The organism is Methylocella sp., assembly GCF_041905455.1.
Taxonomy (GTDB): domain Bacteria; phylum Pseudomonadota; class Alphaproteobacteria; order Rhizobiales; family Beijerinckiaceae; genus Methylocapsa.
In genome coordinates this window covers 101,054-115,659 of the sequence record NZ_JAYRLA010000008.1, presented here as the reverse complement: position 1 = coordinate 115,659, position 14,606 = coordinate 101,054, and the positions used below count along the sequence as shown (strand labels likewise).

Genomic DNA, 14,606 nt, shown 5'->3' with positions numbered 1-14,606 from the left:
GCCTCGCCTCACTCGATCGCGACGCCCGACTCGGCGCTCAGCGCGCGCGCCGCCGCGCCGGTCAGATCGCCGTTGCTCTTGCGGCCGCGGTCGCGCTCGAAGCGCTCGATCGCCTGACGCGTCGAAGCTCCCATCACCCCGTCGGCCTTCAGCACGAAGCCGAGCTTCACCAGCGCCTTCTGCGCCGCCATCACCGTCTTCGAGACGGCGGGAGCGGCGGCCTCGCGCGCAGGCGACGTCTCCCGCGGCGGCGCGCCGGTGCGGATGAGATCGGAGATCGGATCATGCGCCGGCGCCTCGGAGGCGGCCGGCGGCTTCGCGCGCTTCTCCTCGGGCTTTTTTTCTTCGGGCCTGGCCTCGGCGCGCGGCTCCTCGGCCTCGCGCGCGGCGACGACCGGCTGCGGCCGCGGCGCCGGCAGGGGCGCGGGCGCGACGGCGACAGGCGCCGGACGCTCGGGAGCGGCCTTTGCGAACAGCGGCGCAGGATGGCGCGTCTTCTGCAGCGCGAGGGCGTTGACGAGGATGCCGGCGAGCGCGCCGACGCACACGAGCCCGAGGGCGATCGCGGCGGCGCGCTTCTTCGCGCGGCCGGCGCCGCGGGGCGAGGATTTCTTCCGGCCGCCGCCGCGCCGCGCGCGGGACGGACGGGGGCCGCTGACGAGGAAATCGTGGCCGGCGGCGGCGAGAGCTTCACGCAATTTTCTTCACCATCTCGTTCGGGGAGGGCTCGACGCGCGCGTCGTCCCGGCGGTAGCGCGCGATGATCTCGATGTCGGCGCAGGCTCTCGCGGCGGCCGCGCGGCAATCCAGCGGCAGGCGCACGGTCACCCGGGCGCCGTGCTGCGGCTCGCTTTCGATCGACATGAGCCCGCCGTGCAGGCCGACGAGGCCGGCGACGATCGAAAGGCCGAGCCCCGTGCCTTCGCATGGCCGCTCATGCGCGCTCCGGGCCTGGAAGAACGGGCGCCCGAGCCGCTCCAGATCCTGCGCGGCGACGCCGATCCCGTCGTCGGCGACGCGCAGCTCGAGGTGGCCGCCGTCGACGCGCGCGAAAATCCCCACCTCGCCGCCGGGGGCTGAGAACTTCACGGCGTTGGACAGGAGGTTGGTGAGGATCTGCCGGCAGGCGCGCCGGTCGGCGACGATTTCGCCGACGTTCTCGTCGAGGCGGCGGACGAGGCGGACGTCGCGCGCCGCAGCGTCCAGCCGCATCATGTCGCAGCAGTCGTCGACCAGCGGCGCGACGCCGAAGGGCGCGGGGCTGAGGGCGAAGGCGCCCGAGCGCATCTTGGAGAGGTCGAGGATCGAGTCGACGACCGACAACAGATGCTGGCCGCAGTGATGGATGATCGCGGCGTATTCGCGCCGCTTGGCCGGGTCCGCCGGCGCCTCGCGCAGAATTTCGGAAAAGCCGATGATCGCGTTGAGCGGCGTGCGCAGCTCGTGGCTCATGCTGGCGAGGAAATGGTCCTTGGAGAGGGCCGCCGCCGCTGCCCGCTCGCGCGCGGCCTCGATCTCCTCCTGTCGCCCCCGGAGCTCGGCGACGTTGCGGAACACGGCGAGCGCGCGCCCCGCGCCGTCGCCGCGCGCGCGCATGTCGAGCCACAGGAACGCCGGCTCGGCGCAGGCGGCGCGCGTGCGCAGCCGCACCACGGCGCCGGCGCAGGCTTCGCCGGCGCCGCCGCGCGCGGCCTGCGCGATCGCCTGCAGGAAGGCGGGGCGGTCGGCGACATGCACGAGGTCGAAGAAGCCGCGCCCGAGCAACTCGCGCGCGCCGAGGCCGAACGCTTCGGACCTCGGCCCGGCGAGGGCGAGGGCGCGGCCGGAGCGGTCGTAAAGCAGCGCCGCGTCGCCGGCGAGGCCGCAGACGTCCTGCGCGTCGGAGCGGACGCGCCGGCGACGCGCGGCGCGCAGGCCGCCGCGCGTCGCGGCGCCGCCGGCGGCCCGGCCGCGCCCGGCCGGCCGGGCGCGGCCGGCCGCCGCCGGAGCGCCCAGCGCGTCGGCGCCTCCGGCGGCGGCCGAGGCGATCAGGGCGCTCGCGCCGCTGGCGGCGACCAGCGTCGCCTCGCCCGCAGCGATCGCGTCGACCGGGGCGAGGATGAGCCAGGCGAGCGCCGCGCCTCCCGCCTCGCCGCCGAGCGCGGCCGCCAGCGAGGCGGCGACGAGGCCGAGCGTCGAGGCGCCGGCGAGGCTCGCCAGCGCGCCGGGAGCGGCCATGAGCGCGAGGACGCAGAGGGGGATGGCGACGGCGCCCGCGAGCGCGGCGACGAAGGCGCCAGGCGCGCCGCGCAGGACGATGAGCGTCGCCGCCGCCAGGATCGGCGCGAGCGCGAGCGGGACTCGGGGAAGCCGCCGTGCGGGAAGGGGGGCGGCGGAGGACGTGTCCGCCGGGCCGCGGCGAGCGTCGAAATTCGGGAAAAGGCCCAAGATTCGCTCCGCGCGCCGAAGGTCGATGCGGCGCTTCGGACGCAGGCTGAGGCCGGCTTGTTAAGGCGGCCCTAAATCGGCGCGGCGGCCGCGCCACATTCGCCCCAAATGGGCGCCCCGCCGGCGCAAGGGCGCGGCGAAACTTTCGCCATGGTGTAGAAATCCTTGCCAAATCCGCTGCTTGGCCGCCTCTGCGCGCTCGCGTGCGGGGACCGGATGATTCCGTTAACGAAACGCCGCCAGAATGAGAGCGGAGCGTCCGGCGTCACGGTTGAGGGGAGCGATGGGGCTTTTGCTGCGCGCCGCCTTCTGGCTCGCGATCGTCTTCGCGTTCCTGCCCTGGCCGGCCGGCTCCGGCCTCGGCGAGATGGCCGCGGCGATGCGCACGCTAGGCGGCGACGCGGCGCAGGCGGCGTTGACGGCCGCCGTCGAGGGGGCGCGCGAGCGCGCGCTCAAGGGCTGCGCGCAGGATTTTCACGCCTGCGCCGGCGACGTCGGAGCGCTTGCGCGGCTGGCCGCCGGGGCGGGCGCGCCCGAGAGCGCCAGGGAACGTTTGAAGGAGAGCCCGCCGCCGCATGTCGTGAGCGCGCAGGCGTCCGATCCGCCGCGTCCGCCGCGCCGCCCCCCGTGAGGCGGCCGATATTTCTCTGGCCCTTCGCGCGCGCGAAAATATATATAGTGGCGCAGAGCGCGTCCGCGCGGCGCCCGCCGCGCTCCGGCGGCGCGGGCGCGTCGCGAATCAGGTCGGGCGAAGCCGCGCCGGCTTCCGCCCGCCAGCCGACAAGACGCGGCCCGCATGACCATCGACGAAATCACCGAGAACTTCAGCTATCTCGACGACTGGGAAGACCGCTACCGCTATCTGATCGAGCTCGGCCGCACGCTGAAGCCGCTCGACGCGGCGGCCCACACCGACGCCAACAAGGTGCGCGGCTGCGCCAGCCAGGTCTGGCTCGAGACGAAAGCCGGGACCGACGCGTCGGGCCGCACGATCCTGGTCTTTTCCGGCGACAGCGACGCCCACATCGTGCGCGGCCTCGTCGCCCTCGTGCTGGCGCTCTATTCGGAACGCACGCCCAAGGAGATTCTGGCGACCGACGCGCAGGCGCTGTTTTCGCAGCTCGGGCTGTCGCAGCACCTTACGCCGCAACGCAGCAACGGCGTGCGCTCCATGGTCGAGCGCATCAAGTCGGACGCGCGCGCCGCCGCCGCGGCCGCCTGAGCCGACGCGTCCGAGCCGACGTCGAAAGCTCTTTTCAGGAGCGTTTGTCAGGAAAGCGCCGCGCAAAATCCAGCTGCGCCGGCCGCATCGGGAAGCCGCCATGAATCAGCGCCGGAGCGCGTCGCGGCGGCTCGCCGGGCGATTCGTCGCCTTGAAGAGCGCGGGCGCGGCTCCGGCCGGAGCGGCCGCCGCGCCCGGCCGAATCACGCCCGCCGGCGCTGCTGGCCGAGGCCCATCTGCTTGGCGAGATTGGAGCGCGCCTTGGCGTAATTGGGCGCCACCATGGGATAGTCGGGCGCAAGGCCCCACTTCTCACGGTATTCGTCCGGCGACATGTTGTACTGGGTGCGCAGATGCCGCTTCAGCGACTTGAACTTGCGCCCGTCCTCGAGGCAGACCAGAAAATCGTTGGTGACCGACTTCTTGGCCGGCACCGCGGGCTTCGGCGCCTCGACCACGGGCGGATTGGTCCCCGAGGTGACGCGCAGCAGGGCGGAGTGAACCTCGTTGATGAGGGCGGGCAGATCGCTGGCGGGCACCGAATTGTTGCTGACATAGGCGGAGACGATGTCCGCCGCCAGTTCGATGTAGCTGTTGGACCCTGACGAATCGCTCATGGCGTTAGTTATCCCGAATAGAAGAGTCCGACGCCGCGCCGCCCAAGAGACATGAGAGCCGCGCCGGCTGCAAAGAGCGCCGAAACCCTGTTAACCCAAAGTCGTCACAATCGGCCGCCCGAATCGACTCGTGTGAACCTCTTTCATTATTAAAACTCGATTTGCACATCCGCAAGTAGCGTCGAGCAAACTTTCGTGCGGACAAACAAAAAACGTCGCCACGCCCGGGGTCGCCAATTGAGGCGACGATGAAAGGCCGTCGACGACCTGACGATTGTTGGAGAATGCGTCCCGGGGCAGACGCTAGACCGCGCCAATGCCGCCGCTCCCGCCGCCCGCGCCTTGTCCGGAGGAGCTTGTTTGCATAATTTGTGAACAGCGTCGGCCCCGGCGCCGCTTCAGCTCGCGCACATACGCACAGGATTTCCGCCGTGACCCCATCGCCGCAAGCGCCCGTCCCCCCGCCGCCTGCGGCCCGCGAGCCGCACGTGGCGCGCGTCCATGGCGTCGAGCTCTCCGACGAATACGCCTGGATGCGGGCCGAAAACTGGCGCGAGGTGCTGCGCGACCCTTCCGCCCTGCCCGCCGACGTGCGCGCCGCGCTCGAGGCGGAGAACGAATACGCGGCGCAGACGCTTCTTCCCTTCGAGGCGCTGCGCCGGACCCTCGTCGCCGAGATGCGCGGCCGCGTCAAGGAGGACGACGCGCAGGCGCCCCTGCCGGACGGGCTTTATCTCTACTACGCCTGTTACGACCAGGGCGCGCAGCATCCCTCCTTCCGCCGCTCGCAGGAGGACGGCGGCAAGGTCGAGGTTCTCCTCGACGCCGAGGCCGAAAGCCGCGGCAAGCCCTTCTTCGACCTCGCTCACGCGCGCCACACGCCCGATCACGCGAAGTTCGGCTGGTCGGCCGACGAGAAGGGATCGGAGCTGCATCTCATCCGCGTGCGCGACCTCGCCACGGGAAAAGACCTGCCCGACGTCGTCGCCGACACGGACGGCTCCTTCGTGTTCGGCGCGGATTCCGCTCACTTCTATTATGTGCGCATCGACGACGACAACCGCCCGGCGCAGGTTCTGCGCCATCGCCTCGGCGAGGATCCAGCGCGCGACGAGATCGTCTTCGCCGAAGCCGACCCGCGCTGGTTCATCCATCTGAAGCGCAGCCAGTCGGGCGCCTTCGCCGTGATCAGCGTCAGCGACCACGACGCGGCCGAAGCCTGGCTCATCGACCTCGCCGATCCGCAGGCGAGGCCGCGTCGCGTCGAGCCGCGCGCGCCCGGCCTGCGCTACGAGGTCGAGCACCGCGGCGGGCGCCTTTACATTCTGACGAACGCCGACGGCGCGCAGGATTTCTTCCTCGCGAGCGCGCCGCTCGAGGCGCCCGGCAAGGCGTCATGGAGCTGCGAGGTTCCGCATCGCCCCGGCCGCATGATCGTCGATTTCGCCGTCTTTCCCGAGCACCTCGTCTGGCTCGAGCGGGAGAACGGCCTGCCGCGGCTGATGGTCCGCCACGTCGAGAGCGGCGAGGACCACGCCGTCGCCTTCGACGAGGAGGCCTATTCACTCGGCCTCGAGGAGCGCCTCGCCTTCGACCAGCGCAGCGTCCGCTTCGTCTATTCCTCCATGACGACGCCGCGCGAGACCTACGACTACGATCTTTCGACGCGCGCGCGCGTGCTGCGCAAGCGCCAGGAGATCCCGAGCGGCCACGACCCGGCAGCCTATGTCTCGCGCCGCGTCTACGCGCCGGCCGCCGACGGCGAACTTGTGCCGGTCTCGCTCATCCATCGCCGCGGCCTCGACCTTTCCGCCGGCCCGCCGCTGCTGCTGTACGGCTACGGCGCCTATGGCCACTCCGTTCCGGCGGGCTTCTCCGCGCCGCGTCTCTCCCTGATCGACCGCGGCTTCGTCTTCGCCATCGCCCACATCCGCGGCGGGACCGACAAGGGCTGGCGCTGGTACCTCGACGGCAAGCTCGAGAACAAGAAGAACACCTTCACGGACTTCATCGCCGCCGCCCGTCATCTGATCGCGCAAGGCTTCACGCGCGAGGGAAACATCGTCGCGCACGGAGGCAGCGCCGGCGGCATGCTGATGGGGGCCGTCGTCAACATGGCGCCCGAGCTGTTCGCCGGGATCGTCGCCGACGTGCCCTTCGTCGACGTGCTGAACACCATCCTCGACGCCGAGCTGCCGCTGACGCCGCCCGAATGGCTCGAATGGGGCGATCCGATCCGCGAGCCGGCCGCCTTCGCGCGCATAAGATCCTATTCGCCCTACGACAACGTCGAGGCGAAGCGCTATCCGCCGATCTTCGCGCTCGGCGGGCTGACCGATCCGCGCGTCACCTACTGGGAGCCCCTCAAATGGATCTCGCGCCTGCGCGCCCGCGCGGACGGCGGGCCGTTCCTGTGCCGCACCAACATGGCGGCGGGCCATGGCGGCGCCTCCGGGCGCTTCGACCGCCTCGAGGAGGCGGCGCTGCAGCAGGCCTTCGCGATCGCCTGCGCGCAAGGGGCGTTCCGCGCCGGCCGCGAGCCCGTCAGCCCGACGCCTGCTGCTCCATGAAAGCCTTGAGCTCAGTCATGGAGGAGAAGCGGAACACGCCGCGCGGCGACGTCGCCTCGATCGAGCCGTCGGCGAACATCACATAGGACGTGCCTTCGGACTCATAGCGTCCGATCGCCGCGGCGTCCGACGGCGGCGCCGGCGGTTTGCGCGCCGGCGCGGCTCCCGCGCCCTCCGCAGTCCCCGAGCGCGGCCCGAGGCCGTCGAGGCCGACGGCGCGCGGCAGATGGAAGGACGACGCCGCGGGACGGCGGCGCGGAACCTCCCGGTCCAGCGTCTTGCGGCGCTCGTCCTGACCGGCCGAAGCGTCAGTCCGGTCCTGCGCCGCCGCATTTTGCGCGCCGCTCATGTCCTGCGCGATCGGGTCCGCCGGCGGCCCGGCCGAGGCCGCGCCGGGCGCCTCCGTCCGCGATCCCTGCGCTCGCGGCTCTTGCGCGCGGGGAAGCGGCTCGCCCGGCTGCGGCGGAGCGGCCCTCGCGGCCTCGGGCGGCGGCGGCGCGGCGGTCCGCTCCCGGATCGTCTGGGCGACGACGCGGCGGACGTCGTCGATCGAGGCCTCCGGCGTGTTGTCCGGCGGCGCGGGCGCCTCGACCCGACGGGAAGGCGCGTCGGCCGCGGCATTTTGCGCCTCGTCCCGGCGATCGGGCCGATCCGCCCAAACGACCGCGCGGCGCTCCGGCGCGCCGGAGACGGCGGGGGGCCGCGACGCCTCTTCGCCTCCGGCCTTCGGCGGCTCCCGGGGCGCTTCTCTCGTCAAAACCTTGGGCGCTTCCTCGAACGCGGCGGCGGCGGGCTGCGGCGGGGCGAGGCTCTCCGCCGGCTCGAAAACGAGCGCCGCGTCCTGCGACGGCGCGTCGAGCCGCTCCGCCTCCTCCTGCGCCGCGCCCGCAGGCGCCCGCGTTTCGACGAGGGCGGCGCGCAGCCGCGCGACCTGCGCCATGACCAGGGCGAGCGCCATGACGACAAGGCCGCCCGAAAGCAGCGCCGCTCCGGCTATGAGGCTCGCCCAGCCGCGCTCGACGGCGACGATGCCCCAACCGAAATTCATCGCATAGGCGCCGAAGGCGGCCGCGAGCAGTCCGACGATGAAGGTTGCGTAGCTCATGGTCCGCTTCCGGCCGCCCGTTGAGCGGCGCTCAGTTCCGGCCGCCGCGCCGGCGGCGTTGATGGCTCGCGCTTGCGGCGAAGCCAAGGCGGCGCGCCGCGATTTTGTCCGGCGATCCTTATCGCCCTCTTAAGCGTTGGCCCTGCGCCGGATCGCCGTCCGCCGGCGGTTGCCGCGCGCAGGCCGGCGGTCTACGTAAGCTTGAGCGGCCGCGCCCGCCCCACGTCAGGAGCAAACTCCATGTCCTTCACCCTGCCTGAGCTTCCCTACGCCTATGAGGCGCTGCAGCCTTACATGTCGAAGGAGACGCTCGAATATCACCACGACAAGCACCATCAGGCCTATGTCACCAACGGCAACAACCTGCTGAAGGGCAGCGGCCTCGAGGACAAGTCGCTCGAGGATATCGTGAAGGAGTCCTACGGCAAGAACGCCGGCCTCTTCAACAACGCCGCCCAGCACTACAACCATCTGCATTTCTGGCGCTGGATGAAGCCGAACGGCGGCGGCGCCATCCCCGGCGAGATCGAGAAGGCGCTCGTCCAGAGCTTCGGCTCGGTCGACAAGTTCAAGGAGGAGTTCACCCAGGCCGGCGCCACGCAGTTCGGCTCGGGCTGGGCGTGGCTGTCGCTGAAGGACGGCAAGCTTTCGGTCAGCAAGAGCCCCAACGGCGAGAACCCGCTGCTCCAGGGCGCGACGCCTCTCCTCGGCGTCGACGTCTGGGAGCACTCCTACTACATCGACTACCGCAACCGCCGGCCGGACTATCTCAAGGCGTTCATCGACAATCTCGTCAACTGGGACTACGTCGCCGAGCTTTACGCCAAGGCCGGAAAATGAGCGCCGCGCCCTAGGCGCGCCGCCCGTCTGGGCGCTCGCCGGCCGGACGGAGCCGTCCGGCCGACGGAAAACGCCATAGCCGCGGCGGGCGAGCCTGCGCGCGCCGCCTCATGAATCGGCCGGCGCGCCTCCCTTGTCCTGCGCCCGCGCCTTGACCCTCGCCGCGGCGTCCGCTTCGGCGACGACGTAGATCGCGCTCGCCTGCGGCCCCATCGGCCCCTCGGCCGGCGAGCGCGTCACCTCGACGAGCATGCCGACCTCGAGCGCGTCGAAGTCGCCGCGCATCACGCAATGACGCGCGAAATAGAGGTCCGGGCCGCCGCGCACCTCGATGAAGCCGTGGCCCTGCTCGGGAAACATGCGCGCGACGACGCCCGTCTCCGGCGCGTTCTCGAGCCGGCGCTGGGTGTTCTTGGAGAATTCCGCGTGCTGCTCGAGCCGTCGCTCGACGAGGTCGAAGGCGTGGTTGACGAGCGCCGTCTGCTCGCCCTTGCGCTTGGCCTCGGCCTTGGCGACGACCATCGGACGGCCGGGAACGTCGACCTCGACGGTCAGGCAGAGCGGCGCCACGGGCGCGCTGCGATGGGCGGCGCCGACGACGACCCGGCAGCCGATGACGTGCGAAAAGGCGTTCTCGAGCCGCTGCGCCCTGTCCGTTATGAGAGTCTCCAGCGCGTCGGAGTGCTGGATGTCGCGGAAGACGATCTGCAGCTTTCGATCCATGCCTCATCTCCTCCAGAAGGCCCGCGCCCAGGGGGAGGACCGCCGAGCGCCGGCGAAAGGACTTAACCTATGGCGCTGGCGCAAGTTCCGTCAATGACTTCGCGCGTGGCGCCAAGCCGTGGTCGACAAAAGGGATAATCGCCCTCCCTTGCGGAACGCAGAGCGAACAGATAAGGTCTGTTCACTCTTTGTGCGGACCGATTCGCGGTGGACGCGCCTTGCGCGCCGCCAGATTGCAGGTTTCGCGCGCGCCGGGGCGATCCGAATGCTGACCAGAAAGCAGAGCGAGCTTCTCCGCTTCATCAACGAGCGCATGAAGGAGACCGGCGTGCCGCCCTCCTTCGACGAGATGAAGGACGCGCTCGACTTGCGCTCCAAGTCGGGCATCCATCGCCTCATCATCGCGCTTGAGGAGCGCGGCTTCATCCGCCGGCTGCCGAACCGCGCCCGCGCCATCGAGGTGCTGCGCATGCCGGGCGGCGACGCCGAAGCGCGCGGCCGCAGGTTCGAGCCGAGCGTGATCGAAGGCGACCTCGGCCGCGTGCGCGCCCCCGCGCCCAGCCGGGAGGACGAGCCTCGCGAGATCGTCGCCATCCCGGTGATGGGGCGGATCGCCGCCGGCACGCCGATCAGCGCGCTGCAGAACCGCAGCCACACCATCGCCCTGCCGCCGGAGATGCTGCCGCAGGGCGAGCACTACGCCCTCGAGGTGCGCGGCGATTCGATGATCGAGGCGGGCATCTTCGAAGCCGACACCGTCGTCATCCGCCGCCAGGACACGGCCGAGACCGGCGACATCGTGGTGGCGCTCATCGATGACGAAGAGGCGACCCTGAAGCGCCTGCGCCGGCGCGGCGCCTCAATCGCGCTCGAGGCGGCCAATCCCGCCTACGAGACCCGCATCTTCGGCCCGGACCGCGTGCGCATCCAGGGCAAGCTCGTCGGGCTCTTCCGCCGCTACTAGAGCGTTTTCACCAAAAGTCGCAGACTTTTGCGTTGAGAAAACGCGTTTAAACAAATAGCTAGAGCGCGTTCGGCGAACTGGATTTCGCTGAACGCGCTCCAGACTTTCGCTTCCCGCCGGCCGCGCGCGCTATTCGAGCGGCGAGCCGTCGTCGCCGTCGGAAGCCTCGCGCGAGGCGGCGCCGTCCTCGCGCCAGTCGGGCGCCGCGCCTGCGTCGGCGGGCTCGGCGGAGGCCGGAGCGAAGGTCGGCTGCGGCGCAGGCTGCGCCTTGCCCCAGCGCCTCGGCGGCGCCGGCGACCACGGCCGGTCCTCCTCCGGCGCGCGCGCGGCGACGCGCTCGATCCCGCGCGTTCCGCCGCGGAAGGCGAGCGCGCCGCTCACGCGCAGGACGTCCCGGTCGATCACCAGCGGCGCGGCGCAGCCGCTCGGCGCGAACAGCGGCGTCACGACGACGTCGGCGCGCTCGCAGTCCTCGGCGAAGGCGGCGCGTTTCAGGACGAGAGAGACCATGCGGCCGTCGGCGAGGCGCCCGACGCAGGCCGTCCTGTCGCAGAAGTCCTTGCGCAGCGCCTCCCGCGGCGGGCGTCCGTCGGCGTCCGCGCGCAGCCACTGCTCGATCGAGAACAGGTTCGGCCGCCCGGCGAGCGCGACGAGGCGCCCCTCCGCCTCGCGATAGACGAGGGCGTCGCCGCCCGGCGACACGAGGAGGTCGAAGCGCGGACCTGACGCCGCGCCGACGAGCCCGACGACGAGCGGCGGCAAGGCGAGCAGCCTGAACGCCGGCGTGCGCCATAACGTCGCGCACAAAACGGCGAGGGCGAGGAAGGGCAGCGCCCAGGGCGCGAAGGCCGGCAGATTGACGCTGGAGCCGGGCAGCGCGCCGATCAGCCGCGCCGCATGCATGATCGCGTCGACGCCGAGCCCGATGAAGCGCCACACCGGCGCGTCGAGGCCGAGCGGATAGAGCAGCGTCCCGAGCAAGGCGCCGGGCACGGCGAAGAACTCGATGACGGTCAGCGTCAGCGGATTGCCGATGAGGACATAGGGGCTGAACTCGTGGAAACCCGCCGCCATGAAGGAGGTCGTCGCCGCGGTGGCGCAGAAGGTCGCGAACAGCACGCCGCCCGGCCCGTGCGCGAGCCTTTCGCGCAACGCCCGCCAGACCTCGCGCGCGGCCTCGCCCCTGACCGGCTCGGCCTTCAGGGCGCGCGCGCTCTCGAAGGCTTCGGCGCGCGCCGCCATGCGTCCCTCGTAGACGGCGACGAGCGCGGCGACGGCGGCGAAGGAGAGCTGGAAGCTCGCGCCAAGGATCGCCTCGGGCTCGAAGGCGACGACGTAGAGCGCCGCGAAGGCGAGGTTGCGCATGGTGAGGGCCTGCCGGTCGAACAGCGCCGCCCCGAGCATGATCAGCGTCATGACGAGGGCGCGCTCGGTGCCGACGCGCGAGCCGGTGGAAAGGTCGTAGGCGAGCGCCCCCGCCATGGCGGCGAGCGCCGCCCATTTCTTGATCGGCCAGCGCAGCGCGAGGCCCGGGACGAGCGCCAGCGCCCGGCGCAGGCCGACGAAGAAGATCGCCGCCACCAGCGTCATCTGCACGCCGGAGATGGTGATGATGTGGAAAATGCCAGCTTCGCGGATGGTCTCGCGCGCCTCCTCGGAGAGAAGGTCGCGCTTGCCGGTCACCATCGCCGCGGCGATCGCCCCGGCGTCGCCGCCGACCACCGCGTCGACGCGGCGCGAGAGCGCGTTGCGCGCGCGGTCGAGCGCCATCGCCGCGGACAGGAGCAGGCCGGGCGGCGCAGGCGGCGCCGTCGTCTCGACGCGTCCCAGCACATTGCCGACGCCGCCGATCCCGGCGAACCAGGCGTCGCGGGCGAATTCATAGCCGCCCGGCAGGCTCGCGCGCGCCGGCGGCGAGAGGCGCGCCTTCAGCCGGACATAGGCGCCCGCCTCGAACGGCGGCGCCCGGCGCAGGGTGAGGCGCACGCGGCGGGGCGTCGCCTGCGGCGCCGTCCCCTCGATCCGCTCGACGCGCAGCAGGAATCGCGCGCCGGAGCGGCGCAGGTCCATCTGCTCGACGAAGCCTTCGAGCGTCGCGACGCTCGTGCGGGTCAGCGTCGGCGCGCCGACGCGCGCCGCGCGCCAGGCGGCCGAAAGCTCGCCCGCGAACAGGGCGGCGCCGGCGCAGAAGGCGATGAACAGAAGGCGTCGCCCGCGCGCCGCGACGGCGAGGGCGCAGAACCCCAGCGCGAAACACGCCAGAAGCCAGACCGGCGGTTCGCGATCCGCGGTGAGATAGGCGACCGCGCCGGCGCCGGCGACGACGGGCAGCCACAGGAACAGGCGGCGCTGCGCGCATTCGGCCTCGAACGCCTGCGCCAGCGCCCGCCGGGCGCCAAGGGCGAGCTTGAGCGGGAAGGCTCCGGAAAGCCGCGCGGGAGCGGCGGCCGGCCCGGTCCATGATGCGTCGAGGGGACCGCTCAACGGAATGTCTCTCGGCCTCTTCGCGCCGCCCCGGCGGCCCGGCGCGAAAGGACGAAGGCCGACGCCCTGCCTTTTTCGCGCGCCTATGTTACATGACGCGCGCGCGGCCAAAAGGGCCGGCTCCGCTTCAGCCCTTGATATGAGCGAAAAAATAAGCGCTTAACACGTTCCGCCGCACGCCCCGCCTGCGTCGCGCCGCGCGCCGCCCACCTGGAGTAGCAAACGCCGCCATGTCGACGCCTCCCGTCACCCGCTTCGCGCCCTCCCCGACCGGCTTCCTTCATATCGGCGGCGCGCGCACGGCGCTGTTCAACTGGCTCTACGCGCGCCACGGGGGCGGACGCATGCTGCTGCGCGTCGAGGACACCGACCGCGAGCGCTCGACGCAGGAGGCGATCGACGCGATCATCGACGGGCTCGCCTGGCTCGGCCTCTCGTGGGACGGCGAAACCGTCTATCAGTTCGCCCGCGCCGCCCGCCACCGCGAGGTGGCCGAAAGCCTCGTCGCCGCCGGCCGGGCCTACCACTGCTACGCGACGCCGGAGGAGCTCGGCGAGATGCGCGAGGCGGCGCGGGCGGAAGGGCGCCCGCCCCGCTACGACGGGCGCTGGCGCGACCGCCCGGCGAGCGAGGCGCCCGCCGGCGTCAAGCCGGTCATCCGCCTCAAGGCGCCGCAGGACGGCGAGACGGTGGTGATGGACGAGGTGCAGGGCAAGGTCAGCTGGGCCAACCGGGACCTCGACGATTTCGTGCTGCTGCGCTCGGACGGCGCGCCGACCTACATGCTCGCGGTGGTGGTCGACGACCACGACATGGGGGTGACCCAGATCATCCGCGGCGACGACCATCTGACCAACGCCGCGCGCCAGATGCAGATCTATGACGCGCTCGGCTGGACGGCGCCGAAGATGGCGCATATCCCGCTGATCCACGGCGCCGACGGCGCGAAGCTCTCGAAGCGCCATGGCGCGCTCGGCGTCGACGCCTACCGCGCCATGGGCTTCCTGCCCGCGGCGCTGCGCAACTATCTGGTGCGGCTCGGCTGGAGCCAGGGCGACCGCGAATATTTCTCGACGCAGGAGATGGTCGAGGCCTTCGATCTCGCCCACGTCGGACGCTCGGCGGCGCGCTTCGACTTCGCCAAGCTCGAGAACATGAACGCCCATTACATGCGCGCGACGCCCGACGGCGAGCTGCTCGCCGCGCTCGAGGCCACGCTGCCCTTCCTGCCGGGCGGCGACGAGATCGCGGGCAAGCTCGACGCGCGGATGCGCGGCAAGCTGCTCGCCGCGATGCCAGGCCTCAAGGAGCGCGCGAAAACCCTGGTCGAGCTTCTCGACGGGGCGCAATTCCTGTTCGCGCGCCGGCCCTTGCCGCTCGACGACAAGGCGCGGGCGATCCTGACCGACGCGGCGCGCGCCCATGTCGCCGGCGTGCTGCCCATGTTCAGGGCGCTCGACGACTGGTCGGCGGCCTCGACCGAGCAGGCCGTGCGCGACTACGCCAGGGCCGAGAAGCTGAAGCTTGGCGAGGTGGCCCAGCCGCTGCGCGCGGCGCTGACCGGGCGCGGGACCTCGCCCGGAATTTTCGACGTGCTGGCGACGCTCGGCCGGGATGAGAGCGTCGGACGGCTGGAGGACCAGGCGGCCTGAGC

General features: G+C 71.8%; 12 protein-coding genes. 6 read left to right on the top strand and 6 right to left on the bottom strand.

Annotation, left to right across the window (positions count from 1 at the left end):
• Window positions 1-8: 8 nt before the first annotated feature.
• Entirely contained in the window at window positions 9-698 is a 690-nt protein-coding gene (locus ACE3OG_RS08820; protein WP_374307726.1) for a peptidoglycan-binding protein, read from the bottom strand.
• Entirely contained in the window at window positions 691-2,427 is a 1,737-nt protein-coding gene (locus ACE3OG_RS08815) for a sensor histidine kinase (RefSeq protein ID WP_374307724.1), read from the bottom strand. The genes ACE3OG_RS08820 and ACE3OG_RS08815 overlap by 8 nt, the downstream gene beginning before the upstream one ends.
• A 283-nt stretch (window positions 2,428-2,710) precedes the next feature.
• Here ACE3OG_RS08815 and ACE3OG_RS08810 point away from each other — a divergent pair, with 283 nt between their 5' ends.
• Both ACE3OG_RS08810 and ACE3OG_RS08805 read left to right on the top strand, forming a co-directional pair.
• A complete protein-coding gene (locus ACE3OG_RS08810; RefSeq protein ID WP_374307723.1) occupies window positions 2,711-3,058 on the top strand; it encodes a hypothetical protein in 348 nt (115 codons plus the stop codon).
• Window positions 3,059-3,223: 165 nt separating this feature from the next.
• On the top strand, window positions 3,224-3,649 hold the full coding sequence (locus tag ACE3OG_RS08805) for a SufE family protein (protein ID WP_374307721.1): 426 nt from the start codon (window positions 3,224-3,226) through the stop codon (window positions 3,647-3,649).
• 203 nt (window positions 3,650-3,852) lie between these two features.
• On the opposite strand, the gene ACE3OG_RS08800 is transcribed toward ACE3OG_RS08805, so the two are convergent.
• On the bottom strand, window positions 3,853-4,266 hold the full coding sequence (locus ACE3OG_RS08800) for a MucR family transcriptional regulator (RefSeq protein WP_374307719.1): 414 nt from the start codon (window positions 4,264-4,266) through the stop codon (window positions 3,853-3,855).
• 431 nt (window positions 4,267-4,697) lie between these two features.
• Here ACE3OG_RS08800 and ACE3OG_RS08795 point away from each other — a divergent pair, with 431 nt between their 5' ends.
• On the top strand, window positions 4,698-6,836 hold the full coding sequence (locus ACE3OG_RS08795; RefSeq protein WP_374307717.1) for a S9 family peptidase: 2,139 nt from the start codon (window positions 4,698-4,700) through the stop codon (window positions 6,834-6,836).
• Here ACE3OG_RS08795 and ACE3OG_RS08790 read toward each other — a convergent pair.
• Window positions 6,811-7,941 (bottom strand): hypothetical protein, encoded by a 1,131-nt coding sequence (locus ACE3OG_RS08790; protein WP_374307715.1) that lies wholly within the window; start codon window positions 7,939-7,941, stop codon window positions 6,811-6,813. The genes ACE3OG_RS08795 and ACE3OG_RS08790 overlap by 26 nt on opposite strands.
• Before the next feature lie 240 nt (window positions 7,942-8,181).
• Between ACE3OG_RS08790 and ACE3OG_RS08785 the strand changes: the two genes are divergently transcribed.
• Entirely contained in the window at window positions 8,182-8,781 is a 600-nt protein-coding gene (locus ACE3OG_RS08785; protein ID WP_374307713.1) for a superoxide dismutase, read from the top strand.
• A 108-nt stretch (window positions 8,782-8,889) separates the two neighbouring features.
• On the opposite strand, the gene ACE3OG_RS08780 is transcribed toward ACE3OG_RS08785, so the two are convergent.
• On the bottom strand, window positions 8,890-9,504 hold the full coding sequence (locus tag ACE3OG_RS08780; RefSeq protein ID WP_374307711.1) for an HPF/RaiA family ribosome-associated protein: 615 nt from the start codon (window positions 9,502-9,504) through the stop codon (window positions 8,890-8,892).
• Window positions 9,505-9,769: 265 nt separating this feature from the next.
• Here ACE3OG_RS08780 and lexA point away from each other — a divergent pair, with 265 nt between their 5' ends.
• Window positions 9,770-10,468 carry a transcriptional repressor LexA gene (lexA, locus tag ACE3OG_RS08775; protein WP_374307709.1) on the top strand — a complete coding sequence of 233 codons (699 nt, stop codon included), beginning with the start codon at window positions 9,770-9,772 and terminating at the stop codon, window positions 10,466-10,468.
• Between the two features lie 129 nt (window positions 10,469-10,597).
• Here lexA and ACE3OG_RS08770 read toward each other — a convergent pair whose 3' ends face one another.
• On the bottom strand, window positions 10,598-12,952 hold the full coding sequence (locus ACE3OG_RS08770; RefSeq protein ID WP_374307707.1) for a ComEC/Rec2 family competence protein: 2,355 nt from the start codon (window positions 12,950-12,952) through the stop codon (window positions 10,598-10,600).
• Window positions 12,953-13,182: 230 nt separating this feature from the next.
• Here ACE3OG_RS08770 and gltX point away from each other — a divergent pair, with 230 nt between their 5' ends.
• A complete protein-coding gene (gltX, locus tag ACE3OG_RS08765) occupies window positions 13,183-14,604 on the top strand; it encodes a glutamate--tRNA ligase (RefSeq protein WP_374307705.1) in 1,422 nt (473 codons plus the stop codon).
• Window positions 14,605-14,606 lie beyond the last annotated feature (2 nt).

Coding starts and splice junctions, on each gene's coding strand:
- ACE3OG_RS08810 (WP_374307723.1), top strand. CDS start 2,711: ATGGGGCTTTTGCTGCGCGCCGCCTTCTGGCTCGCGATCGTCTTCGCG.
- lexA (WP_374307709.1), top strand. CDS start 9,770: ATGCTGACCAGAAAGCAGAGCGAGCTTCTCCGCTTCATCAACGAGCGC.
- ACE3OG_RS08800 (WP_374307719.1), bottom strand. CDS start 4,266: ATGAGCGATTCGTCAGGGTCCAACAGCTACATCGAACTGGCGGCGGAC.
- ACE3OG_RS08780 (WP_374307711.1), bottom strand. CDS start 9,504: ATGGATCGAAAGCTGCAGATCGTCTTCCGCGACATCCAGCACTCCGAC.
- ACE3OG_RS08790 (WP_374307715.1), bottom strand. CDS start 7,941: ATGAGCTACGCAACCTTCATCGTCGGACTGCTCGCGGCCGCCTTCGGC.
- ACE3OG_RS08785 (WP_374307713.1), top strand. CDS start 8,182: ATGTCCTTCACCCTGCCTGAGCTTCCCTACGCCTATGAGGCGCTGCAG.
- gltX (WP_374307705.1), top strand. CDS start 13,183: ATGTCGACGCCTCCCGTCACCCGCTTCGCGCCCTCCCCGACCGGCTTC.
- ACE3OG_RS08805 (WP_374307721.1), top strand. CDS start 3,224: ATGACCATCGACGAAATCACCGAGAACTTCAGCTATCTCGACGACTGG.